At 66.3% G+C, this 22,524-nt stretch carries 22 protein-coding genes and 1 pseudogene; 20 read left to right on the top strand and 3 right to left on the bottom strand.

Annotated features, from left to right (window positions below):
- Positions 1-19: 19 nt before the first annotated feature.
- From IG196_RS09650 to IG196_RS09605, 10 genes and pseudogenes are all read left to right on the top strand, one after another.
- A complete protein-coding gene (locus IG196_RS09650; RefSeq protein ID WP_192195968.1) occupies positions 20-1,012 on the top strand; it encodes a Bug family tripartite tricarboxylate transporter substrate binding protein in 993 nt (330 codons plus the stop codon).
- Between the two features lie 349 nt (positions 1,013-1,361).
- Positions 1,362-2,207, top strand: a complete 846-nt coding sequence (asd, locus tag IG196_RS09645) for an archaetidylserine decarboxylase (RefSeq protein WP_056582945.1) — start codon at positions 1,362-1,364, stop codon at positions 2,205-2,207.
- Positions 2,208-2,396: 189 nt separating this feature from the next.
- Positions 2,397-2,699, top strand: a pseudogene (locus IG196_RS09640) (winged helix-turn-helix transcriptional regulator); the annotation flags it as partial.
- 204 nt (positions 2,700-2,903) lie between these two features.
- Positions 2,904-3,254 carry an FKBP-type peptidyl-prolyl cis-trans isomerase gene (locus tag IG196_RS09635; RefSeq protein ID WP_099796131.1) on the top strand — a complete coding sequence of 117 codons (351 nt, stop codon included), beginning with the start codon at positions 2,904-2,906 and terminating at the stop codon, positions 3,252-3,254.
- Between the two features lie 223 nt (positions 3,255-3,477).
- Positions 3,478-4,050: a nucleotide exchange factor GrpE gene (gene grpE, locus IG196_RS09630; protein ID WP_101492110.1), complete on the top strand. Its 573-nt coding sequence runs from the start codon at positions 3,478-3,480 to the stop codon at positions 4,048-4,050.
- A gap of 115 nt (positions 4,051-4,165) precedes the next feature.
- Positions 4,166-6,106: a molecular chaperone DnaK gene (gene dnaK, locus IG196_RS09625; RefSeq protein ID WP_192195966.1), complete on the top strand. Its 1,941-nt coding sequence runs from the start codon at positions 4,166-4,168 to the stop codon at positions 6,104-6,106.
- A 99-nt stretch (positions 6,107-6,205) separates the two neighbouring features.
- Positions 6,206-7,345: a molecular chaperone DnaJ gene (gene dnaJ / locus IG196_RS09620; protein WP_101492108.1), complete on the top strand. Its 1,140-nt coding sequence runs from the start codon at positions 6,206-6,208 to the stop codon at positions 7,343-7,345.
- A gap of 658 nt (positions 7,346-8,003) precedes the next feature.
- Entirely contained in the window at positions 8,004-9,926 is a 1,923-nt protein-coding gene (locus tag IG196_RS09615; protein ID WP_101492107.1) for a PrkA family serine protein kinase, read from the top strand.
- 83 nt (positions 9,927-10,009) lie between these two features.
- Complete coding sequence (locus IG196_RS09610; protein WP_192195965.1) at positions 10,010-11,302, top strand: YeaH/YhbH family protein; 1,293 nt, start codon at positions 10,010-10,012, stop codon at positions 11,300-11,302.
- Positions 11,299-12,882: a SpoVR family protein gene (locus IG196_RS09605; RefSeq protein WP_225616994.1), complete on the top strand. Its 1,584-nt coding sequence runs from the start codon at positions 11,299-11,301 to the stop codon at positions 12,880-12,882. The genes IG196_RS09610 and IG196_RS09605 overlap by 4 nt, the downstream gene beginning before the upstream one ends.
- A 7-nt stretch (positions 12,883-12,889) precedes the next feature.
- Here the strand turns inward: IG196_RS09605 and aroQ are convergent, their stop codons facing one another.
- Together aroQ and IG196_RS09595 are read right to left on the bottom strand one after the other, a co-directional pair.
- On the bottom strand, positions 12,890-13,330 hold the full coding sequence (gene aroQ, locus IG196_RS09600) for a type II 3-dehydroquinate dehydratase (RefSeq protein WP_192195964.1): 441 nt from the start codon (positions 13,328-13,330) through the stop codon (positions 12,890-12,892).
- A 46-nt stretch (positions 13,331-13,376) separates the two neighbouring features.
- Complete coding sequence (locus tag IG196_RS09595) at positions 13,377-14,375, bottom strand: LysR family transcriptional regulator (RefSeq protein ID WP_192195963.1); 999 nt, start codon at positions 14,373-14,375, stop codon at positions 13,377-13,379.
- Positions 14,376-14,546: 171 nt separating this feature from the next.
- Here IG196_RS09595 and IG196_RS09590 point away from each other — a divergent pair, with 171 nt between their 5' ends.
- Genes IG196_RS09590 through IG196_RS09545 form a run of 10 tightly spaced genes read left to right on the top strand, consistent with a single transcriptional unit; the run spans position 14,547 to position 21,710 of the window.
- Positions 14,547-15,230, top strand: coding sequence for a Rieske (2Fe-2S) protein (locus tag IG196_RS09590; RefSeq protein WP_192195962.1), 684 nt, complete (start codon positions 14,547-14,549; stop codon positions 15,228-15,230).
- A 16-nt stretch (positions 15,231-15,246) separates the two neighbouring features.
- On the top strand, positions 15,247-16,092 hold the full coding sequence (locus tag IG196_RS09585) for an aromatic ring-hydroxylating oxygenase subunit alpha (protein ID WP_192195961.1): 846 nt from the start codon (positions 15,247-15,249) through the stop codon (positions 16,090-16,092).
- On the top strand, positions 16,089-16,739 hold the full coding sequence (locus IG196_RS09580; protein WP_192195960.1) for a glutathione S-transferase family protein: 651 nt from the start codon (positions 16,089-16,091) through the stop codon (positions 16,737-16,739). Before IG196_RS09585 ends, IG196_RS09580 begins: the two co-directional genes overlap by 4 nt.
- 52 nt (positions 16,740-16,791) lie before the next feature.
- On the top strand, positions 16,792-17,898 hold the full coding sequence (locus IG196_RS09575; RefSeq protein ID WP_101492101.1) for an S-(hydroxymethyl)glutathione dehydrogenase/class III alcohol dehydrogenase: 1,107 nt from the start codon (positions 16,792-16,794) through the stop codon (positions 17,896-17,898).
- 19 nt (positions 17,899-17,917) lie between these two features.
- Positions 17,918-18,850, top strand: a complete 933-nt coding sequence (locus IG196_RS09570; RefSeq protein WP_192195959.1) for an alpha/beta fold hydrolase — start codon at positions 17,918-17,920, stop codon at positions 18,848-18,850.
- A complete protein-coding gene (gene fghA / locus IG196_RS09565) occupies positions 18,847-19,731 on the top strand; it encodes an S-formylglutathione hydrolase (protein WP_192195958.1) in 885 nt (294 codons plus the stop codon). The genes IG196_RS09570 and fghA overlap by 4 nt, the downstream gene beginning before the upstream one ends.
- A gap of 45 nt (positions 19,732-19,776) precedes the next feature.
- The gene (locus IG196_RS09560) at positions 19,777-20,271 is read left to right on the top strand and encodes a GNAT family N-acetyltransferase (RefSeq protein WP_225616993.1); all 495 of its coding nucleotides are present in this window, start codon (positions 19,777-19,779) and stop codon (positions 20,269-20,271) included.
- Between the two features lie 25 nt (positions 20,272-20,296).
- Complete coding sequence (locus tag IG196_RS09555; RefSeq protein ID WP_225616992.1) at positions 20,297-20,692, top strand: VOC family protein; 396 nt, start codon at positions 20,297-20,299, stop codon at positions 20,690-20,692.
- Positions 20,689-21,081 carry a TfoX/Sxy family protein gene (locus IG196_RS09550; RefSeq protein WP_192195956.1) on the top strand — a complete coding sequence of 131 codons (393 nt, stop codon included), beginning with the start codon at positions 20,689-20,691 and terminating at the stop codon, positions 21,079-21,081. The genes IG196_RS09555 and IG196_RS09550 overlap by 4 nt, the downstream gene beginning before the upstream one ends.
- Entirely contained in the window at positions 21,078-21,710 is a 633-nt protein-coding gene (locus IG196_RS09545; RefSeq protein ID WP_192195955.1) for a 3'-5' exonuclease, read from the top strand. Before IG196_RS09550 ends, IG196_RS09545 begins: the two co-directional genes overlap by 4 nt.
- Positions 21,711-21,728: 18 nt before the next feature.
- On the opposite strand, the gene IG196_RS09540 is transcribed toward IG196_RS09545, so the two are convergent.
- A complete protein-coding gene (locus IG196_RS09540; RefSeq protein ID WP_192195954.1) occupies positions 21,729-22,457 on the bottom strand; it encodes an alpha/beta fold hydrolase in 729 nt (242 codons plus the stop codon).
- Positions 22,458-22,524: the final 67 nt, after the last annotated feature.

Below are 22,524 nucleotides of genomic sequence, written 5' to 3'. Positions count from 1 at the left end.
ACGACAAGGAGACACTGCCATGCAACGCCGCACACTCATCCAGTCCGCCCTCGCCGTTTCGCTCGCCGCGGCCCTGCCCGCCTTTGCGCAAGGCGGCACCACCTGGCCCACGGGCAAGGCCATCACCTACCTCGTGCCCTTCCCCGCGGGCGGCACCACCGACGTGCTGGGCCGCCTCATCGGCCAGAGGCTCGGCACCGCGCTCGGGACGAGCGTGATCATCGACAACAAGGGCGGCGCCGGCGGCAGCGTGGGCTCCGAGATCGGCGCGCGCGCCGCGCCCGACGGCTTCACGCTGGTGGGCGGCACGATCAGCTCGCACGCCATCAACGTGAGCCTGTACCCCAAGCTGGGCTACGACCCGCAGAAGTCGTTCGCGCCCGTGACGCTGATCGGCACCAACCCGGTCGTGCTGGTGGTGAACCAGGCCAGCCCCTACAAGACGCTGAAGGACGTGATCGCCGCGAGCAAGGCCAAGGCCGGCGGCCTCTCGTCGGCCTCGGCGGGCACGGGCACTTCGCAGCACCTGGCGCTGGAGCTGCTGGGCTTCAAGTCGGGCGTGAAGTTCACGCACATCCCGTACAAGGGCAGCGGCCCGGCGATCCAGGACGTGATCGGCGGCCAGGTCGACATGATGTTCGACACCACCGTGGTGGCCGGCCCGCACATCCAGAGCGGCAAGCTGCGCGCCATTGCCGTCACCTCGGCCAAGCGCCTGGCCTCGATGCCCGACGTGCCCACGGTCGCCGAGTCGGGCGTGCCCGGCCTGCAGGACTTCGAGGTGGTGTCGTGGCAGGCGATCTTCGTGCCCGCCGGCGCGCCCGCCCCCGTGGTCGAGCGCCTGCACACCGAGATCCGCAAGATCCTCGCGACGCCCGAGATGCAGGACAAGCTCAAGGGCTTCGGCATGGAGCCCGCCGACCTGACGACCGCACAGATCGCAGCGTTCCAGAAGGCCGAAGTCGAGAAGTGGGCGCAGGTGATCAAGGCAGCAGGCATCAAGGCCGACTGACCCGCCCCCTCAGCAGCGGCGCCCGACAGCCTCCACACCCCCACAAGCGCCCGGTGGGCGGTGTGGTGCGGGCGGCCCCTCTGTGCCGCCGAGGCGCGCAGCGTTTCGCGGATCAGGGCTCGCAGCTGTTTGAGCCGCAGGCGAGTTCTGCGAGACCCCGCGAAACGCGAGCACCGCAGGGCAGCCGCGCAGCGGCCGGCACAGTGGGGCCGACCGCGCCGCGCCGCCCGCCGGGCGCGTGCCCCACAAAGAGCGCCCGCCTCGCGAACCAAGGGAAGCTTCCTACGCTCCCCAAGGGAAGCGCTTTATAGAATGCCCGTCCGATTCCGCATTCCAGGCCTTTCACAACGTGTCCGATCGCTCCGCAGTTCTGCCCCAATACCTGTTCCCCAAGCAGGCCCTGACCAATTTCGCCGGCTGGGTCGCAGGCAAGGAACGAGGCGCGGTCACCACCTGGATCATTCGCCGCTTCGTTGCCAAGTACGGCGTCGACATGGGCGAAGCGCTCGAGTCCGATATTCATCACTACAAGAGCTTCAACCAGTTCTTCACGCGTGCCCTCAAGCCCGGCATGCGCCCGCTCGCACAGGCCGACCTCGTCTGCCCCGTGGACGGCGCCATCAGCCAGTTCGGCGCCATCGAGGGCGACCAGATCTTCCAGGCCAAGGGCCACAACTACACGACCACCGCGCTGGTCGGCGGCGACGCGGCGCTGGCCGCCAAGTTCGCGCACGGCAGCTTTGCCACGCTGTACCTGAGCCCCAAGGACTACCACCGCATCCACATGCCCTGCGACGGGCGGCTGGTGCGCATGATCCATGTGCCCGGCGACCTGTTCTCGGTCAACCCGACCACCGCGCGCGGCGTGCCCGGCCTGTTCGCGCGCAACGAGCGCGTGGTGTGCGTCTTCGAATCGGCCAACGGCCCCTTCGTGCTCGTGCTGGTGGGCGCCACCATCGTGGGCAGCATGGCCACCGTGTGGCACGGCGTGGTCAACCCGCCGCGCGTGGGCGAGCTGCGCGAGTGGCATTACAACGACCAGCAGATCGACATCCGCAAAGGCGACGAGATGGGCCGGTTCTTGCTGGGCTCGACCGTCGTCATGCTGTTCCCGGCGCCTGCGCTGGCCTTCAACCCGGACTGGTCGCCCACCCGCGCGATCCGCCTGGGCGAAGCCATGGCCAACTACGCCTGATTTGTGAAGCTTTGTCTCGAAACCCGCATGCTGCATGCCTGCACAGCTATAAAACCAGTAGCATCCTGATCCTTCGCGCTATAGTCGTCGGCCAGTCAGACGGTCCATGACGACCAATCACAAACAAGAGTGCGCCGCCCCGGCCCGCCCCCGGCCGACGGTCCGCCCAGCTTCGAGGAGATGATGTCGATGAGTACCAAGGAAAACGCAGCCATCAGCCAGTTGCTCGCCCTGCTCGAAGCCCGCTATGCGCTGCGTGTGCTGTGGGCCCTGCGCGACGGCCATGCCCAAACCTTCCGGCTGCTGCAGGACAGCGTCGGCGGCATCACTCCCAACACCCTCAACACCCGCATCAAAGAGTTGCGCGAAGCCGGCGTCGTGAGCCACGGCAGCGACGGCTACTGCCTCACGCTGAGCGGGCAAGACCTGCTCAAGCGCCTGTCCGACCTGCAGGCCTTCGCCGCCAAGTGGCAGCTGGGGCAGAGCAAGAAGGCCGCAGGGCCGGCCGCCGCCCAGCCGACCTCTGCCGAGGCGTCCACACCGGTGACGCCCGCGCCTTCCGCACCCGACGCAACGCCTCCCGCAACGACGCCGTCCGGCTCCGACAGCCAGGGCTGAAGCGGGGGCGCTCCGAGCCTCGGTAAACTCCGCGGCTCCGATTCCTCTCCCATTTCATCGACGCAAGGAGCGTTTCCCATGCCTACCACCCCCTCCGGCCTGCAATACGAAGACACCGAAGTCGGCACCGGCGCTGAAGCCAAGGCCGGCCACCACGTGCATGTGCACTACACCGGCTGGCTCTTCAACGACGGCGTGCAAGGCGCCAAGTTCGACTCCAGCCGCGACCGCAACGACCCCTTCGCGTTCTCGCTGGGCGCCGGCCAGGTCATCAAGGGCTGGGACGAAGGCGTCGCCGGCATGAAGATCGGCGGCAAGCGCACGCTGGTCATCCCCGCTGCGCTGGGCTACGGTGCCCGCGGCGCCGGTGGCGTGATCCCCCCGAACGCCACCCTGAAGTTCGACGTCGAGCTCCTCGACGCGCATTAAGGGCTCGCCCCCAGGCTGCGCGGCACTTCGTGTCCGCTGCGCCAACCCCCTACCGGGGGCGACACCAGCGGCCCGGCAAAGCCGGTTCCGCGGTGTCTCTCGCGAAAGTCACTTCGCCCCCTCTTGCGGCCGTTTTGGCCGCATTTTTACGCTTGAAAAGCCCTAGACCAGCCCCAAGTGGCTGGCTGTGTTTGTTTTCCGGCGCACGCCGGTTCTTTGAAAAATGTCTGACCCGCAACAATCCGCACAGAATTCTCAAATGCTGCAAGGCGAGCCCAGTCCCGAAGAACTGGAGGCCGCGCACGCCGCCAACGAAGCCGAGGCGCTCGACGCCCTGGCCGTGGCACAAGGCGAGTTGGCTGCCCTGCAGGCCAAGAACGTCGAACTGGCCGACCAGTACCTGCGCGCGCAAGCCGACGTGCAGAACGCCCGCCGCCGCGCCGACGACGAGATCACCAAGGCCCGCAAGTTCGCGGTCGAGGCCTTTGCCGAGAGCCTGCTGCCGGTGACCGACAGCCTCGAAGCCGGCTTGGCCATCAAGGACGCCACGCCCGAGCAGATCCGCGAAGGCGCCGAGGCCACGCTGCGCCAGCTCAAGAGCGCGCTCGAACGCAACAAGGTGATCGAAGTGGCCCCCGCCGCCGGCGACAAGTTCGACCCGCACCTGCACCAGGCCATCTCGATGGTGCCCGCCGACCAGGAAGCCAACACCGTGGTCGGCCTCCTGCAAAAGGGCTACACCATCAACGAGCGCGTGCTGCGCCCGGCGCTGGTCACCGTGGCCGCGCCCAAGTAAAAGCGGCATCGGCCCACAAGATTCCCACAGGAAATCCCCGCGTCATCCCTTGAATCACGCCGGGTTATCCACAAGTTCATAACAACATATTTTTCCGAATTTCAGGAGTAAGAACATGGCAAAGATCATCGGCATCGACCTCGGCACCACCAACTCGTGCGTGTCGATCATGGAAGGCAACACCACGCGTGTGATCGAGAACTCGGAAGGTGCCCGCACCACGCCGTCGATCGTCGCGTACCAGGAAGACGGTGAAGTCTTGGTCGGTGCCTCGGCCAAGCGCCAGGCCGTCACCAACCCCAAGAACACGCTGTACGCGATCAAGCGCCTGATCGGCCGCAAGTTCGAGGAAAAAGAAGTCCAGAAGGACATCGACCTGATGCCCTACACCATCGCCAAGGCCGACAACGGCGACGCATGGGTGGAAGTGCGCGGCAAGAAGATGGCCCCGCAGCAGGTCAGCGCCGACATCCTGCGCAAGATGAAGAAGACCGCCGAAGACTACCTCGGCGAAACCATCACCGAAGCCGTGATCACGGTGCCGGCGTACTTCAACGACGCACAGCGCCAGGCCACCAAGGACGCCGGCCGCATCGCGGGCCTGGACGTCAAGCGCATCATCAACGAACCCACCGCTGCAGCCCTGGCCTTCGGCCTGGACAAGCAGGACAAGGCCGACCGCAAGATCGCCGTGTATGACCTGGGCGGCGGTACCTTCGACGTGTCGATCATCGAAATCGCGGACGTCGACGGCGAGAAGCAGTTCGAAGTGCTGTCGACCAACGGCGACACCTTCCTGGGCGGCGAAGACTTCGACCAGCGCATCATCGACTACATCATCGGCGAGTTCAAAAAGGAACAAGGCGTCGACCTGGGCAAGGACGTGCTCGCCCTGCAACGCCTGAAGGAAGCCGCTGAAAAGGCCAAGATCGAGCTGTCGAACAGCGCGCAGACCGACATCAACCTGCCGTACATCACGGCCGATGCGTCGGGTCCGAAGCACCTGAACATCAAGCTCACCCGCGCCAAGCTGGAAAGCCTGGTCGACGAGCTGGTCGAGCGCACCATTGCGCCTTGCCGCCTGGCCATCAAGGACGCCGGCATCAGCGTGAACGACATCAACGACGTGATCCTGGTCGGCGGCATGACCCGCATGCCCAAGGTGCAGGAAAAGGTGAAGGCCTTCTTCGGCAAGGAACCGCGCAAGGACGTGAACCCCGACGAAGCCGTGGCTGTCGGCGCCGCCATCCAGGGCCAGGTGCTCTCGGGTGACCGCAAGGACGTGCTGCTGCTCGACGTGACCCCGCTGTCGCTGGGCATCGAGACCATGGGTGGCGTGATGACCAAGATGATCACGAAGAACACCACGATCCCGACGAAGTTCGCACAGACCTTCTCGACCGCCGAAGACAACCAGCCGGCCGTGACGATCAAGGTGTTCCAGGGCGAGCGCGAAATCGCTTCGGGCAACAAGGCCCTGGGCGAGTTCAACCTCGAAGGCATTCCGCCGGCATCGCGCGGCACGCCGCAGATCGAAGTGAGCTTCGACATCGACGCCAACGGCATCCTGCACGTCGGCGCCAAGGACAAGGGCACCGGCAAGGAAAACAAGATCACCATCAAGGCGAACTCGGGCTTGAGCGAAGACGAGATCCAGAAGATGGTCAAAGACGCCGAGCTCAACGCCGAAGACGACAAGAAGAAGCTCGAACTCGTGCAGGCGCGCAACCAGGGCGAAGCCATGGTGCACAGCGTGAAGAAGTCGCTCGGCGAGCACGGGGCCAGCCTCGAAGCCGCCGAGAAGGACGCGATCGAAGCCGCGATCAAGGACGTCGAAGAAGCCCTCAAGGGTGAAGACAAGGCCGTGATCGAGGAAAAGACCAACACGCTGATGACCGCGAGCCAGAAGCTCGGCGAAAAGATGTATGCCGAATCGCAGGCCGCCGCGGCCAGCGCCTCGGCAGCCAGCGGCCCGGCAGGTTCGGAAGCCTCCGCCAGCGCGCAGGCCGACGACAACGTGGTCGACGCCGAAGTCAAGGAAGTCAAGAAGGGCTGATCTTCAGTCCCTTGCACAAGGCTGGAACACCTGAACAGGTGCTCCAGCCTTTCTCGCTTCCAGTCCCCGAGTTCCCGCCGCCCGACCGAATCTGCTGCCATGGCCACCAAACGCGACTACTACGAAACCCTCGGCGTTCCCAAGAACGCCAACGAGGACGAAATCAAGAAGGCTTATCGCAAGCTTGCGATGAAGCACCACCCCGACCGCAACCACGGCGACACCAGCAAGGACGCCGAGGCCAAGTTCAAGGAGGTGAAGGAAGCCTACGAGATGCTGTCGGACGGCCAGAAGCGCGCCGCCTATGACCAGTACGGCCATGCCGGCGTCGACCCCAACATGCGCGGCGGCCCGGGCGCGGAAGGCTTCGGCGGTTTCGCGGAAGCCTTCGGCGACATCTTCGGCGACGTGTTCGGCGGTGGCGGCCGTGGCCGCACCAGCAGCGGACGCCAGGTGTTCCGCGGCAGCGACCTGAGCTACGCGATGGAAGTCACGCTCGAGGAAGCGGCTGAGGGCAAGGACGCCCAGATCCGCATCCCGAGCTGGGACGACTGCGGCACCTGCCACGGCTCCGGCGCCAAGCCCGGCACCAAGCCCATCACTTGCACCACCTGCCACGGCGCGGGCGCCGTGCAGATGCGCCAGGGCTTCTTCAGCGTGCAGCAGACCTGCCCGACCTGCCACGGCAGCGGCAAGATCGTTCCTGACCCGTGCACCGTGTGCCACGGCCAGGGCAAGATCAAGAACAACAAGACGCTCGAAGTGAAGATTCCGGCCGGCATCGACGACGGCATGCGCATCCGCAGCACCGGCAACGGCGAGCCCGGCACCAACGGCGGGCCGCCCGGCGACCTGTACATCGAGATCCGCCTCAAGAAGCACGACCTGTTCGAGCGCGACGGCGACGACCTGCACTGCGTGGTGCCCGTGAGCGTCACCACCGCGGCACTCGGCGGCGAGATCAACGTGCCCACGCTCAAGGGCGCGGCCGCCATCGACATTCCCGACGGCACGCAAAGCGGCAAGCAGTTCCGCCTGCGCGGCAAGGGCATCAAGGGCGTGCGTTCGAGCTACCCGGGCGACCTGTACTGCCACGTGCGCGTGGAAACGCCCGTGAAGCTCACCGAGCACCAGCGCAAGCTGCTCAAGGAGCTCGACGAATCGCTCAAGAAGGGTGGCGACAAGCACAGCCCGACCGACAAGGGCTGGTTCGACAAGGCCAAGGAATTCTTCAGCTGAAGATATTGCTGCTGACGCGCTGACGGCCTTCGTCAGCGCCGGGCCGACGCCCTGTCGGCCCGCTGCGTGCCCTCTTTCGGCCAGCGCCGCCCTTTGGCGGCGCGCCAGGCACGCGAACGGTGCTCCCCGCACCGTTGCGGAACGCCGCCGACCGGCGCCCGCGCTGTCTTCCCACGTTTGCATGCGCCAGCCACCCGCTGTGGAAGTGGCGCGGGGATTGCTTTAATGTTTTTTTGGATATGCAATAAACCAAACGACAGGTCGTGCGTTATTGATGAAAGGCATCGGCTTTATTGAACCCGGGTTCAATTAGGAAACCTGTTCGCCGGAGAATTGCAATGAGGACGATAGCCATTCGGCATAGTCATTTCATCCGGGGACAATTACGCGAGCGCGAGCTTTTCAATTTAGCAGAAACGCCAAAAGCAGTTGCTCATTTTTCGAGGAACTTTACTTGGCAGAGGGGTTCAGAATAAATAAAACATTTGCCTGGTTCTTTCTTTGCTTTATGCTGATTGAACCGATTGTGTAGATAGTGTGTAAGGGAGTTTTCCACGGCATACGGCCATGGGCGGGGCCCCTCTTCCAAGAGGAGCGACGCAGTCTCTGGCTGTAGGCATCGGGGTCAAAAGCCCCGCCGACCTAAGGAGGCGCGACCATGGACGTGATCAGCAACTTTGCAGCCCGCTACGAACGCACCCGCGAGGAAGTTCTCTCGCTGCAGGAATATCTGGATATCTGCAAACGCGATCCGACGGCATATGCAACGGCCTCCGAACGAATGCTTCAGGCCATTGGCGAGCCTGAACTGGTAGATACCCGCAATGACCCCCGTCTTTCGCGGATCTTCGCGAACAAGGTCATCAAGATCTATCCGGCGTTCAAGGAGTTCTATGGCATGGAAGATGCCATCGAGCAGGTGGTGTCCTATTTCCGCCACGCCGCGCAAGGCCTGGAAGAAAAGAAGCAAATCCTTTACCTGCTGGGCCCCGTCGGCGGCGGCAAGAGCTCGATCGCCGAGCGCCTGAAGCAGCTCATGGAGCACGTGCCCTTCTATGCGATCCACGGCTCCCCGGTGAACGAATCGCCCCTGGGGCTGTTCGACACCCTCGAAGACGGCGAGATCCTCGAGAAGGAGTTCGGCATTCCCGTGCGCTACCTGAACCGCATCCTGTCGCCCTGGGCCGTGAAGCGGCTCGAGGAGTACGGCGGCGACATTCGCCAGTTCAAGGTGGTCAAGCGCTACCCCTCGGTGCTGCGCCAGATCGCGGTCGCCAAGACCGAGCCCGGCGACGAGAACAACCAGGACATCTCCTCGCTGGTCGGCAAGGTCGACATCCGCAAGCTCGAAACCTACGCCCAGGACGACCCGGACGCCTACGCCTACTCCGGCGGCCTGTGCCTGGCCAACCAGGGCCTGCTCGAGTTCGTGGAAATGTTCAAGGCGCCCATCAAGGTGCTGCACCCGCTGCTCACGGCCACGCAGGAGAGCAACTTCAAGGGCACCGAAGGCTTCGGCGCCATTCCCTTCGACGGCATCGTGCTGGCCCACAGCAACGAGAGCGAGTGGAAGGCGTTCCGCAACAACAAGAACAACGAGGCTTTCCTCGACCGGATCTACATCGTCAAGGTGCCGTACTGCCTGCGTGCCTCCGAAGAGATCAAGATCTACGAGAAGCTGGTGCGCAACTCGTCGCTGGCCAAGGCCCCGTGCGCGCCCGGCACCTTGCGCATGATGGCGCAGCTGTCGGTGCTCACGCGCCTGAAGGAGCCCGAGAACTCGAGCACCTTCAGCAAGATGCAGGTGTACGACGGCGAGAACCTCAAGGACACCGACCCCAAGGCCAAGTCGATCCAGGAGTACCGCGACTACGCGGGCGTCGACGAGGGCATGAGCGGTGTGTCGACGCGCTTCGCCTTCAAGATCATCTCCAAGGTGTTCAATTTCGACAGCACCGAGGTGGCCGCCAACCCGGTGCACCTGATGTATGTGCTCGAGCAGCAGATCGAGCGCGAGCAGTTTCCGCCGGAAACCGAGCAGAAGTACATCAGCTACATCAAGGAGCTGCTGGCACCGCGCTATGCCGAGTTCATCGGCAAAGAGATTCAGACCGCCTACCTGGAGAGCTACAGCGAGTACGGCCAGAACATCTTCGACCGCTACGTGACCTACGCCGACTACTGGATCCAGGACCAGGAGTTCCGCGACGTGGACACCGGCGAAGTGTTCGACCGGGCCTCGCTCAACGGCGAGCTCGAGAAGATCGAGCGCCCCGCCGGCATCGGCAACCCGAAGGACTTCCGCAACGAGATCGTCAACTTCGTGCTGCGCGCACGGGCCGGCAACGCGGGGCGCAACCCGGCGTGGACCAGCTACGAGAAGCTGCGCGCAGTCATCGAGAAGAAGATGTTCTCCAACACCGAAGAGCTGCTGCCGGTGATCAGTTTCAACACCAAGAGCAGCGCCGACGAGCAGAAAAAGCACGAAGACTTCGTGACCCGCATGGTCGAGAAGGGCTACACGGCCAAGCAGGTCCGACTTCTGTGCGAGTGGTACCTGCGCGTGCGCAAGAGTTCATAGCGGACAGCGGGAACAACGGGCGCGTGCAACGGACCTAACAACCAACGCACCGCCCACCGTTTTGCAAGGAGCTTGAAAACATCGTGGCCATCCTGCAGCAGATCATCGATCGTCGGCTCTCGGGCAAGAACAAGTCCATCGGCAACCGCGAGCGCTTTCTTCGGCGCTACAAGGGGCAGATCCAGGAAGCGGTGCGGCGCGCGGTCAGCGGGCGCAACATCCGCGAACTGGAGCAAGGCGAAGACGTGACCCTGCCGCGCCACGATGTCTCCGAGCCGGTGTTCGGGCATGCGCGCGGCGGCGACCGCGAGTACGTGCACCCCGGCAACCAGGAATACCTCAAGGGCGACCGCATCGCGCGCCCCGAAGGCCAGGGCGGCGGCGGCTCGGGCAGCGGCGAGGCCAGCGACAGCGGCGAAGGCGAGGACGACTTCGTCTTCCGCCTCACGCGCGAGGAGTTCATGCGCGTCTTCTTCGACGACCTTGCGCTGCCGCACCTCATCCGCACCCAGATCGCCGAAGTGCCCGAGTGGAAGAGCCACCGCGCCGGCTTCACCAGCGACGGCTCGCCCAACAACCTGCACGTGGTGCGCTCCATGCGCGGCGCACTCGCGCGGCGCATCGCACTCGGCGGCGAACCGCGCAAGGAACTCAAGCGCCTGGAGGCGCACCTCCTGGTCCTGAAAGTGCATCCGCAGGCCGAGACGGCGCTGATCCAGAAGGAAATCCGCGAGACCGAGGATCTCATCGCCGAGCTGCGCCGCACGATGCGGCACGTGCCCTACATCGACCCGATCGACCTGCGCTACCGCAACCGCGTGAAGACGCCCGTGCCCAGCGCCAAGGCCGTGATGTTCTGTCTCATGGACGTGTCGGGCTCGATGGACGAGGCGCGCAAGGACATGGCCAAGCGCTTCTTCATGCTGCTGTACCTGTTTCTCACGCGGCACTACGAGCGCATCGACCTCGTGTTTTTGCGCCACCACACGCAGGCGCAGGAAGTGACTGAGGAAGAGTTCTTTCATGCCACCGAAACCGGGGGCACCGTGGTGTCGAGCGCGCTGGTGCTCATGGACGAGATCGTCAAGGCCCGCTACGCCAGCGGCGAATGGAACGTGTACGGCGCCCAGGCCAGCGATGGCGACAACTGGCACCAGGACAGCGGCCGGTGCCGCGAACTGCTGGTCGACAACATCCTGCCCGTGGTGCGCTACTACGCCTACGTGCAGGTGGCCGAGACCGAGCAGAACCTGTGGCAGGAGTACCAGCAGCTCGAAGGCGTGGCGCCCAACTTCGCGATGCGCAAGGTGTCGGACGCACAAGACATCTACCCGGTGTTCCGAGATCTGTTCAAGAAGGAAGGGGTGCCCGCATGATCACCACCACCGAACGCCCTCCCGGTGCCCCCGTCCTGCCGCGCAGCACCGACCTCCCCACCTCGCGCCTGGAGCGCCTGCCCAGCCCGTCCGACTGGACCTTCGAGCTCATCGAGACGTACCACACCGAGATCGCGAAGACCGCGAGGAGCTTCGGCCTGGACACCTATCCGAATCAGCTCGAGGTGATCACGGCCGAGCAGATGATGGACGCCTACGCCAGCGTGGGCATGCCCATGATCTACAGGCACTGGTCGTACGGCAAGCAGTTCATCTCCACCGAGAAGAACTACAAGCGCGGCCACATGGGGCTGGCCTACGAGATCGTCATCAACTCCGATCCGTGCATTGCCTACCTCATGGAAGAAAACACCATGGCCATGCAGGCCCTGGTGATCGCCCATGCGGCCTACGGGCACAACAGCTTCTTCAAGGGCAACTACCTGTTCCGCATGTGGACCGATGCGTCGTCGATCATCGACTACCTCGTCTACGCGCGGCACTACATCGCCGAGTGCGAGGAGCGCCATGGCCTCGATGCCGTGGAAGACCTGCTCGACTCCTGCCACGCGCTCATGAACTACGGCGTCGACCGCTATCGCCGTCCGCAGAAGCGCTCGCTGGCACAGGAAAGCGCACAGCGCGCCGACCGCGAGCGCCACATGCAGCAGCAGGTGAACGACCTCTGGCGCACGCTGCCGCGCAAGAGCGAGCAGGCCGCCGAGTCGGAAGCCGAAGCCGCACGCCGCTTTCCGTCGGAACCGCAGGAGAACCTGCTCTACTTCATCGAGAAGAACGCCGCCCTGCTCGAACCGTGGCAGCGCGAGGTGGTGCGCATCGTGCGCAAGATCGCGCAGTACTTCTACCCGCAGCGCCAGACCCAGGTCATGAACGAAGGCTGGGCCACCTTCTGGCACTACACGCTGCTCAACACCATGTACGACCGCGGCCAGCTGGACGACGGCTTCATGATGGAATGGCTCAGCTCGCACACCAGCGTGGTGTTCCAGCCGCCCGTGGGCCACCGCGCTTACAGCGGCATCAACCCCTATGCGCTGGGCTTCAAGATGTTCACCGACCTTCGGCGCGTCTGCGAAAAGCCGACCGAGGAAGACCGCCGCTGGTTCCCCGACTACGCGGGCACCGACTGGGTCAGGACGCTCGACTACGCGATGCGCAACTTCAAGGACGAGAGCTTCGTCGGCCAGTTCCTCAGCCCGAAGACGATGCGCGATTTTCGCCTGTTCGCCATCCGCGACTACCAGAGCGAATCAGAGCTCGAGGTGTCGGCCATCCACGACGACAGCGGCTACCAGGCGCTGCGCGAATCGCTGTCACGCCAGTACGACATCGGCAACCGCGAGCCCGACATCCAAGTCTGGAGCGTCGCCACGCGCGGCGATCGCTCGCTGACGCTGCGGCACACGCAGCGCAACAACCTGCCGCTGAACGACAGCGCCGAAGAAGTGCTGAAGCACGTCGCAAGGCTCTGGGGCTTCGACGTGCACCTGGAGAGCGTCGACAGCGGCGGCCGGGTCAGCCGCAGCTGGAAGGCTGCAGCGCCCAAGCAGAACTACTGAGGAAGGGTCAGGGCACCAGCGCGGCGATGGCCAGCGTGTAACCCTTCACCCCGAGCCCCACGATGATCCCGCGCGCTGCAGGCGAGATGTACGACTTGTGGCGGAACTCTTCGCGCGCATGCACGTTCGAGATGTGCAACTCGATCAGCGGCACGCTCGCCCCCTTGATGGCGTCGTGCAGCGCAATCGACGTGTGGGTGTAGGCGCCGGGGTTCATCACCACGCCCAGCATGTTGCCCGCGGCCACTTCGCGGCCCGCCTCCTGGACCCAGTCGATCAGCACGCCTTCGTGGTTCGACTGGCGGCATTCGATCTCCACGCCGAGCTTGACGCCTGTTTCCTTGCACATGCGTTCGACGTCGGCGAGCGTGTCGCGACCGTACTGTTCGGGCTCGCGCGTGCCGAGCAGGTTGAGGTTGGGGCCGTTGAGAACGAGGATTTTCTTCATGATGGATCGGTGAAGGAAGCAACCGGATGCCGGCAGATGGCCAAGATTATGGGCGCGCCGCCGACCGCGCCCGCCGTGCCGAAGGCGACACCGCAGCAGTCGATCCCACGTAGTGGTTGTACGACCCGATGTCCGCCACGCAGCGCGCCATCAGGTCGACGAACGCGCGCAGCTTCTGCCCCATGTAGCGCTGCCGCTGGTAGGCGCAGTACAGCCGCCGCGCCTCCGGCGGCCACTGCGGCAGCACCGGCACCAGCACGCCCTGCGCCACCTCAGGCCCGGCAAAGAACACCGGCAGCGGCGCGATGCCCAGGCCGTCGATGCAGAAGGTCTTCATCACCCAGTGGTCGTTGGTCTCGAAGGCCGGCTCGGTGCGCACCACATGGCGCCCCGAGGCCTGCTGCGACACCAGCCGCAGCGGCGACGGCGGCCCCGACGGCTCGCGCATCGCGATCATCCGGTGCTGCGCCAGCGCCTCGGGCGTCTGAGGCGTGCCGTGCCGCGCCAGGTACTGCGGGCTGGCGTACAGGCCGTAGGCCAGCCGGCCCAGCAACTTGGCGACCAGGTCCGGCAAGTCGGGCGGCGCCGAGCCGACGTAGCAATCGACCTCGCCGATCTGCGGCGCCTGCGCACCGTTCGCCACATCGAGCTGGCAGCGCACGTTCGGATGCGATTCGAGAAAGATCCGCACCACATGGCAGACGAAGGAGGTGCTGAACTGCGTGTCGGACAGCAGCGTGAGCCGCCCCGACACCCCGCCCGTGAGCTCCTGGACCTCGGTGCGCGCCGTTTCCAGCCGGCCGCTCACCTCGCCGAGCAGCCCTTCGCAGCGTGCGAAGAACGCACGCCCGGCCTCCGTGGGCGCGATGCGGCGCGAGCTGCGCAGCAACAGCTGGGCGCCCAGCAGTTCCTCCAGCCGCGTGAGCTGACGGCTCAGCGTGGCCTTCGACACGCCCGACAGGCTCTCGGCCTTGGTGAGGCTGCCGCTCTTCATCACGAGCACGAAGGCCTCGACCAGCGCGAGGTCGATGCGCCCGGCGCTCATGAAAGCCACCGCGGTGGGCGTCGTCGTTGCAGGAATGAAAAGGAGCGTCTTGGCATGGGGCTTTCATCGGTGCGGCGGACACGCTACGGTAGGCGGCACCGCCGACAAGGGCATGGCCGATGCTATGCCGGTTTGCGGCGCCCTTTTCCGCCGCCCCCACGATCAAGACCCATGAATCCCTCCGCCGCATCACAGGCCTGGCACCCCGTCGTCCCCTCCGCCGAGGTGCGCGCCGGCGCCAACATCGTCGCCGGCTTCGCGCAAGGCCAGGAGCTCGCGCTGTGGCGCGCAGCCGATGGCACGCCGCAAGCCTGGGAGAACCGCTGCCCCCACCGCAGCGTGCGCTTCACGCTCGGCCAGGTGACCGGCGGCGACCGCCTGGCCTGTGCGTACCACGGCTGGCAGTACGAGGCCGGCAGCGGCGCGTGCGTGCGCATCCCGGCGCACCCGGCCATGCAGGCGCCGCGCAACGTCTGCGCCAAGGTGTTCGCCACGGCGGATGCGGCGGGCATGCTGTGGGTGCGCCTCGCGGCCGATGGCCCGCCCGCGCCGGCCGAACTGGCCGATGTCGTTCCCGCCGGCTGGCACCTCGCCCGCACGCTGACGTTGCGCGTGGCCGCGTCCGAGGTGCGCGATGCGCTGGCGCACCACGGCTTCGCATCGACAGGAATGCCCGATGCATGGCAAGGCACGCTGGGCGAATCGCCCGTCGCCGCATTGCTGCTCGACGCCCAGCCGCAGCTGAGCTTCCTGCACCTGTGGACCGACGCAGCGCCCGGTTCCGATGCGATGGCCCGATTGCACTTCGCAGCGCGCCAGCTGCGCAGCGAGATCGAAGCTGCTTCATCGCACTGACAAGAAGAAAGAAAACATGCCCTTCGTCACCGACGATCCCAACATGCTCGACGACTGGCTCGTCGTCGGCCCCGCCAGCGGCTTGCCACGCACGACACGCCTGCTCGGCGAAACCCTGCACCTGCACGCCGATGCCGACGGCACGCCGCACGCCCTCCTCGGCACCAACGCGCTGACCGTGCAATCGCGCTACGGCTTCCTCTGGGTCTGCCCCAGCGGCCGCCCCGCGCGCCCGCTGTTCGCTTTCCCCGAGCACGAAGAACCCGGCCGCCGCCTCGTCGATTGCGGCGGGCTCGGCGTGGCCGTGTCGGGCCTGCGCGTGATCGAGAACTTCCTGGACATGGCGCACTTTCCCTTCGTGCATCCCGACTACCTCGGCAAAGTGCCGCACACCGAAGTCGCCAAGTACAACGTCGAGGTCGACGCCGCCACCGACGAGATCTGGGCCACCGACTGCCGCTTCTGGCAACCGCGCGCCTCGGCCGCCCACGACACTGGCAGCGAGGTGTTCTACAAGTACCGCGTGATGCAGCCCTTCTCGGCCATGCTCTACAAGTCGAGCCACCGGCCCGACAAGCTCGACGCCATCGGCCTGTTCCTGCAGCCGGTGGACGACGAGCACGTCATCGCCCACACGCTGCTGGCCTACTTCGACGACGTGTCGACCGACGCCGAGCTCATCGCCTTCCAGCACACGATCTTCGGGCAGGACAAGCCCATTCTGGAGAACCACGCCTTCAAGCGCATGCCGCTCGAAGGCCGCGCCGAGACACCGACGCGCGGCGACACCACCTCCGTCACTTACCGCCGCTGGCTGCGCGAGCGCGGCATGCGCTTCGGCACCGCGAGGGCCGCCGCATGACCGTCAAACTCTACGACTACCCGCTCTCGGGCAACTGCTTCAAGGTGCGCCAGATGCTGCTGTGGCTCGGCGTGGACCACGTGAGCGTGCCGGTCGACTTCCATCCGGGGCGCGAACACAAGTCCGCAAGATTTCTCGAGCACGTCAACCCGCTCGGCCAGCTCCCGGTGATCGACGACGAAGGCTTCGTGCTTCGCGATGCGCAAGCCATCCTCGTCTACCTCGCGAGCCGCTACGACGACGCATCGCAGCACTGGTATCCCGCCGACCCGAAGCTGCGCGGCCAGGTCGCGACGTGGCTCGCCATGGCCGACGAGATCACGCGCACCGCCTCGGCCGCCCGGCTGCACGACGCGCTGGGCTACACGCACCTGGACATCGACGCCTGCCGGCGCGGCGCGCGCGCGGCCTTCCGCGTGCTCGACGACCACCTCGCCGAGCAGCACGCCGCCACCGGCCTGCGCTGGCTTGCCGGTGCGACCGAGCCGACCATCGCCGACCTCGCCTGCTTTCCGTACGTGGCGCTGGCGGGCGAAGGCGGCCTCTCGCTCGACGAGTTTCCCGCGCTGCGCCGCTGGGTCTGGGATTTCCGTCACCTGCCCGGTTTTGTGGGCATGTCGGGTATCTTCCCCGCTGGCCCCGCCTGAAGGCGCGCCTGAGTATCCTTGACCCCTTCCGCTCTCTGAAGAACCGAATCCCATGAAAACCAAAGCCGCCGTCGCCTGGCAAGCAGGCCAACCCCTCACCATCGAAACCGTGGACCTCCAGGGCCCGAAGTTCGGTGAAGTGCTGGTCGAGATCAAGGCCACCGGCATCTGCCACACCGACTACTACACGCTCTCGGGCGCGGACCCCGAAGGCATCTTCCCCGCCATCCTCGGCCATGAAGGCGCGGGCATCGTGGTCGACGTCGGCCCCGGCGTCACCACGCTGAAAAAGGGCGATCACGTCATTCCGCTGTACACGCCCGAATGCCGCCAGTGCAAGTTCTGCCTGAGCCGCAAGACCAACCTGTGCCAGCTGATCCGCGGCACGCAGGGCAAGGGCCTCATGCCCGACGCCACCTCGCGCTTCAGCCTCGACGGCAAGCCCATCTTTCACTACATGGGCACCAGCACCTTCAGCAACTACACGGTCGCGCCCGAAATCTCGCTGGCCAAGATCCGTGAAGACGCGCCCTTCGACAAGGTCTGCTACATCGGCTGCGGCGTGACCACCGGCATCGGCGCGGTGCTCTTCACGGCCAAGGTCGAAGCCGGCGCGAATGTCGTGGTGTTCGGCCTGGGCGGCATCGGCCTGAACGTGATCCAGGGCGCCAAGATGGTGGGCGCCGACAAGATCATCGGCGTCGACCTGAACCCCGAGCGCGAAGCCATGGCCCGCAAGTTCGGCATGACGCACTTCATCAACCCCAAGACCACCGAGAACGTGGTCGACGCGATCGTGCAGCTGACCGACGGCGGCGCCGACTACAGCTTCGAGTGCATCGGCAACACGCAGGTGATGCGCCAGGCGTTGGAATGCACGCACAAGGGCTGGGGCCGCAGCATCATCATCGGCGTGGCCGAGGCCGGCGCCGAGATCAGCACGCGCCCGTTCCAGCTGGTCACGGGCCGCAAGTGGGAAGGCTCGGCCTTCGGCGGCGCGCGCGGCCGCACCGACGTGCCGAAGATCGTCGACTGGTACATGGAAGGCAAGATCAACATCGACGACCTGATCACGCACACCATGCCGCTGGAAGACATCAACAAGGGCTTCGACCTGATGAAGCGCGGCGAGTCCATTCGCGGCGTGGTGCTGTACTAAGCCCGAGGAGGCGCCCGCCATGAACCGCATGGAACCCCTGCGCAAAATTGAAGCGGGCGTCCTCGAAGTCGCCTATTCCGAAACCGGCCCGGCCGACGGCCCGCCCGTGCTGCTGATGCACGGCTTTCCGTACGACATCCACACGTACGCCGAAGTCGCGCCGATGCTGGCCGCGCAAGGCTGCCGCGTCGTCGTGCCGTACATGCGCGGCTACGGCGGCACGCGCTTCCTGAGCGATGCCACGCCGCGCTCGGGCGAACAGGCGGCGTTCGGCGCCGACCTGCTCGCGCTGCTCGACACCCTGAAGATCGACCGCGCGGTGCTCGCCGGCTACGACTGGGGCGGCCGCGCCGCCTGCGTGGTCGCGGCGCTGTGGCCCGAGCGCTGCGCAGGGCTGGTCTCGCTCAACAGCTACAACATCCAGAACATCGCCACGGCGATGGAGCCGGACACGGCCGAGAACGAGCACAGCCTCTGGTACCAGTACTACTTCCACAGCGAGCGCGGCCGCGCCGGTCTTGCGAAAGACCGCAACGCCATCGCGAAGCTGCTGTGGCAGCTGTGGTCGCCGACGTGGCAATTCGACGACGCCACCTTCGCGCGCAGCGCCACCGCCTTCGACCACCCCGACTTCGTCGACGTGGTGATCCATTCGTACCGCCACCGCTTCGGCCTCGTGCCCGGCGACCCGGCGTATGCCGACATCGAACACCGCCTTGCCGCGCAGCCAACGATCACCATGCCCGCCATCACCTTCGACGGCATCGACGACGGCGTGCGACCGCCCGCCGATGCCTCGGCCCAAGCGCACCGCTTCAGCGGGCCGCGTTCGCACCGCCTCGTGCCCGGCGCGGGCCACAACCTGCCGCAGGAAGCGCCGCGCACCTTCGCGGATGCCGTGCTCGAACTCGTGCCCGCACTGATGCGCAGCCAGACGACCTCTTCTTCATGACCGACACCACCCCGACACTTCTTTCCGAACACCACGCCTTCGGCGGCGTGCAGCGCTTCTTCGAGCACCGCTCGAACGAAATCGGCCTGCCGATGCGCTTCTCGGTGTATCTGCCGCCGCAGGCCGCGACCGCGGGCAAGCCCGTGCCCGCCCTGCTCTACCTCGCAGGCCTGACCTGCAACGAGGAAACCTTCGCGGTGAAGGCCGGCGCGCAGCGCATGGCCGCGAGCCTGGGCCTGGCGCTCATCGCGCCCGACACCAGCCCGCGCGGCGCCGGGCCCGAAAGCCTGCCGGGCGCGAAAGACAGCTGGGACTTCGGCATCGGCGCGGGCTTCTACCTCGACGCCACCGCCGAGCCCTGGGCCACGCACTGGCGCATGGAAAGCTGGATCGTCCACGAACTGCTGCCGCTCGTGGCCAAGCACCTGCCCATCGACGGCCAGCGCCTGGGCATCTTCGGCCACTCGATGGGCGGCCACGGCGCGCTCACGCTGGCGCTGCGGCACCCGGGGCGCTTCCTGTCGCTCTCGGCCTTCGCGCCGATCTGCGCGCCCACCCAGTGCCCCTGGGGCCAGAAGGCCTTCGCCGGCTACCTGGGTGAGCCCGGCGACGACCGCGCGCAGTGGCTCGCGCACGACGCCAGCGCGCTGATGCAGTCGCAGACCGTCGCGCCCTATCCGCAGGGCATCCTCATCGACCAGGGCCTGGCCGACAAATTCCTCGCCGAGCAGCTGCACCCCGAAGTCTTCGAGGCTGCCTGCTTCGCCGCCGGCCAGCCGCTCACGCTGCGCCGCCATGCGGGCTACGACCACGGCTACTACTTCATCCAGAGCTTCATCGCCGACCACATCGCGCACCACGCGCAGACGCTGAACGGCTGACCACAAAGGGTGCAGCTCGCACCCGGCGTGGCTATCATGGTCCGCATGTCTGCCGCCCAGATTCCCGCCTTCGAGTTGCGTTCGCGCGATGGCGGCGCCGAAGAGAACATGGTGCTCGCCGGCATCTGGCGCCGCGCCTGGGTGTCGGCCAACCGGGGCGCCGTCCACGTCGAGCCCATCGCCCACTGGCTGCGCCGCGTGCAGACCGAATTCATCCCGCCCGCCGACGTGGTGCTGGCCGAGCGCGACGGCCAGGTGCTGGCCTTCATGGTGCTGCTCACGGCGCGCGAGTACGTGGCCCAGCTGTTCGTCGAACCGCACCTGCGCAGCCAGGGCCTGGGCAAGGCGCTGCTCGACGAGGCCTGTGTGCGCATACCGCGCGGCTGGCGGCTGCACGTGGCCGTCAGCAACACCGAGGCGCAGCGCTTCTACGAACGCTACGGCCTCGTGCGCGGCGTGGTCGACCGGCACCCGGGCAGCGGGCGCGAACGCATCGCCTACCATTGGTCGCCTGCCCGCGCGCCCTGGCGCACGGGCTGACACCGCCCTCCCTTCTTCTTTCCCCATGCGCATCCGCATCGATCACATCGCCCTCTGGACCACCGACCTCGAACGCTGCAAGCGCTTCTACGTCGACTACTTCGGCGCCACCGCCGGCGCGGGGTATGTCAACCCGACCAAGGGCTTCGCCTCGTGCTTCCTGAGCCTGGGCGACGGCGCGCGCATCGAGGCCATGACCACGAGCACCCAGTCGCCCGTCGTCGCTGAGCCTGGCGCGCAACGCATGGGCTGGACGCACCTCGCGATCTCGGTCGGCTCAGACGCCGAGGTCGATGCGCTCACGCAGCGGCTGAAGGCCGACGGCTACCCGCTGCTCGACGGTCCGCGCCGCACCGGCGACGGCTACTACGAGAGCGTGGTGCTCGACCCGGACGGCAACCGCATCGAGATCACCGCATGAGCGCATTCGTCCAGAGCCTGCACGAGACCTTCGAACGCTTCGGCCGCATCGAGACCCGCCGCATGTTCGGCGGCCACGGCGTGTGGCACGAGGGCCGCATGATCGCGCTCGTCGCCAAGGACACGCTGTACCTCAAGTCCGATGCCGACAGCGCCGCGCACTTCGATGCGCTCAACCTGCCGCCCTTCACCTACGTGCGCGCGGGCAAGGAGATGCCGATGTCGTACCGGCAGGCGCCAGCCGACCTGTTCGAAGACCGCGAGGAAGCCGCCCGCTGGGGCCGCCTCGCCTACGAAGCCGCGCTGCGCTCGGGCCAGCCGCCGAAGCAGAAGAAGCCCAAGCCCCAACCCAAGACACCTTCCAAGGCCGCGAAAGCGAAGACCCGGTGAACGAACAGAACAACGACAGCAACAACCCCAGCCACCGGCTCCCTCCGCTGCCCGAGCGCGAACAGATCGCGCTGCTCGATCCCTTCGACAGCCTCGACCTGAAAGACATCGTGGTCGTCGCCTCGCTGGCCGAAGCCGAGCGCGCCGCAGACGAATTGCTCACGGCCGGCGTGGCCGGCTTCGACACCGAGTCGCGCCCCACTTTTGCAAAGAACGAGGTGTCGACCGGCCCGCACGTGGTGCAGTTCGCCACACGCGATACGGCCTGGCTGTTCCAGCTGCACCGCGACGAGTGCAACCACGTGGTCGCGGGCCTGCTCGCCTCCACCGAGCTGCGCAAGGTCGGCTTCGGTCTCTCGAGCGACCTGTCGATGATCCGCCTGCGCCTGGCCATTGCACCGCAGGCCGTGTTCGACATCGACGACGAGTTCCGCCGGCGCGGCTACCGCCGCTCGGTCGGCGTGAAGACGGCGGTGGCGCTGATGTTCAACCAGCGCTTCGCCAAGTCGCGCAAGGCGACCACGTCGAACTGGGCCCACAAGCAGCTCAGCGAATCGCAGATCCGCTACGCGGCCAACGACGCCTATGCGTCGCTGCGCGTGTTCGACGCGCTCTTTCCGAACGGCTGACCGAACGCGCGACTGCCGTCAGTCGCGCCCCGCTTCGAGGATCGCCTGCGCCAACCGCAGCGGGTTCGAGAAGAACATCTCGTGGCTGCCCGGGCATTCCACGAGCCGGAACAAGCCGAGCCGCTCCGACAGCCGCGGATGCCACGGCAGGCTGTGCGGCAGCGCCGTGTCCTGCAGGCAATTGACATACGACTTGCCCAGCGCCAGTGCCGCCAGCGGCTGCTTCAGCTGGATCTTGTCGGTGAAGGTGCGGTACGGGTGCGGGTTGAGCTGGTCGTAGGCGGACTGCGCCAGCGCCAGGTCGGCGTCGTTGATGAAGGCCTCGCGCCAGATCTCGAACGGCAGCGTCACCGCGTTGCCGTTGGCTGCCGCCACCGCGTCGAACATGCTCACGTAGTGCGGCGGCACCATGTCGTTGAGCGCCTCGCCATCGAGCGGCACGAAGGCGTTGATGTAGACCAGCCGCCGCAGCCGCGCCGCGATGCGGTCGGCCACGCCTGAGATCACCATGCCGCCGTAGCTGTGGCCCACGAGCCGCACCTGCGTGAGGTCTTTGCCCTCGATGTAGCGGACCACCGACGCGATGGCGTCGTCCAGCCCGGTGTTCGCACGGCTGTCGCCGGGGTTGTTGCCTGCCACGGTGGGGCAATGCACGGTGTGGCCGGCCGCGCGCAGGCCGTCGGCCACGGCCTCCATTTCGGCGCCGGTGTGCCAGGCGCCGTGAACCAGAACATAGGTGTCGGACATGGGTGTCTCCTTCGTTGGATGCGTCGTTGGGGGATAGACCGAGGCGACTGTAGAAAAAACGATGCGT

Source organism: Variovorax sp. 38R (genome assembly GCF_014843395.1).
Lineage (GTDB): Bacteria > Pseudomonadota > Gammaproteobacteria > Burkholderiales > Burkholderiaceae_C > Variovorax > Variovorax paradoxus_H.
The sequence above is the reverse complement of the archived record's forward strand: the minus strand, read 5'-3'. Positions and strand labels throughout refer to the sequence as shown.

Coding starts and splice junctions, on each gene's coding strand:
- IG196_RS09650 (WP_192195968.1), top strand. CDS start 20: ATGCAACGCCGCACACTCATCCAGTCCGCCCTCGCCGTTTCGCTCGCC.
- IG196_RS09635 (WP_099796131.1), top strand. CDS start 2,904: ATGCCTACCACCCCCTCCGGCCTGCAATACGAAGACACCGAAGTCGGC.
- grpE (WP_101492110.1), top strand. CDS start 3,478: ATGTCTGACCCGCAACAATCCGCACAGAATTCTCAAATGCTGCAAGGC.
- dnaK (WP_192195966.1), top strand. CDS start 4,166: ATGGCAAAGATCATCGGCATCGACCTCGGCACCACCAACTCGTGCGTG.
- dnaJ (WP_101492108.1), top strand. CDS start 6,206: ATGGCCACCAAACGCGACTACTACGAAACCCTCGGCGTTCCCAAGAAC.
- IG196_RS09615 (WP_101492107.1), top strand. CDS start 8,004: ATGGACGTGATCAGCAACTTTGCAGCCCGCTACGAACGCACCCGCGAG.
- IG196_RS09605 (WP_225616994.1), top strand. CDS start 11,299: ATGATCACCACCACCGAACGCCCTCCCGGTGCCCCCGTCCTGCCGCGC.
- aroQ (WP_192195964.1), bottom strand. CDS start 13,330: ATGAAGAAAATCCTCGTTCTCAACGGCCCCAACCTCAACCTGCTCGGC.
- IG196_RS09595 (WP_192195963.1), bottom strand. CDS start 14,375: ATGAGCGCCGGGCGCATCGACCTCGCGCTGGTCGAGGCCTTCGTGCTC.
- IG196_RS09590 (WP_192195962.1), top strand. CDS start 14,547: ATGAATCCCTCCGCCGCATCACAGGCCTGGCACCCCGTCGTCCCCTCC.
- IG196_RS09585 (WP_192195961.1), top strand. CDS start 15,247: ATGCCCTTCGTCACCGACGATCCCAACATGCTCGACGACTGGCTCGTC.
- IG196_RS09580 (WP_192195960.1), top strand. CDS start 16,089: ATGACCGTCAAACTCTACGACTACCCGCTCTCGGGCAACTGCTTCAAG.
- IG196_RS09575 (WP_101492101.1), top strand. CDS start 16,792: ATGAAAACCAAAGCCGCCGTCGCCTGGCAAGCAGGCCAACCCCTCACC.
- IG196_RS09570 (WP_192195959.1), top strand. CDS start 17,918: ATGAACCGCATGGAACCCCTGCGCAAAATTGAAGCGGGCGTCCTCGAA.
- fghA (WP_192195958.1), top strand. CDS start 18,847: ATGACCGACACCACCCCGACACTTCTTTCCGAACACCACGCCTTCGGC.
- IG196_RS09560 (WP_225616993.1), top strand. CDS start 19,777: ATGTCTGCCGCCCAGATTCCCGCCTTCGAGTTGCGTTCGCGCGATGGC.
- IG196_RS09555 (WP_225616992.1), top strand. CDS start 20,297: ATGCGCATCCGCATCGATCACATCGCCCTCTGGACCACCGACCTCGAA.
- IG196_RS09550 (WP_192195956.1), top strand. CDS start 20,689: ATGAGCGCATTCGTCCAGAGCCTGCACGAGACCTTCGAACGCTTCGGC.
- IG196_RS09540 (WP_192195954.1), bottom strand. CDS start 22,457: ATGTCCGACACCTATGTTCTGGTTCACGGCGCCTGGCACACCGGCGCC.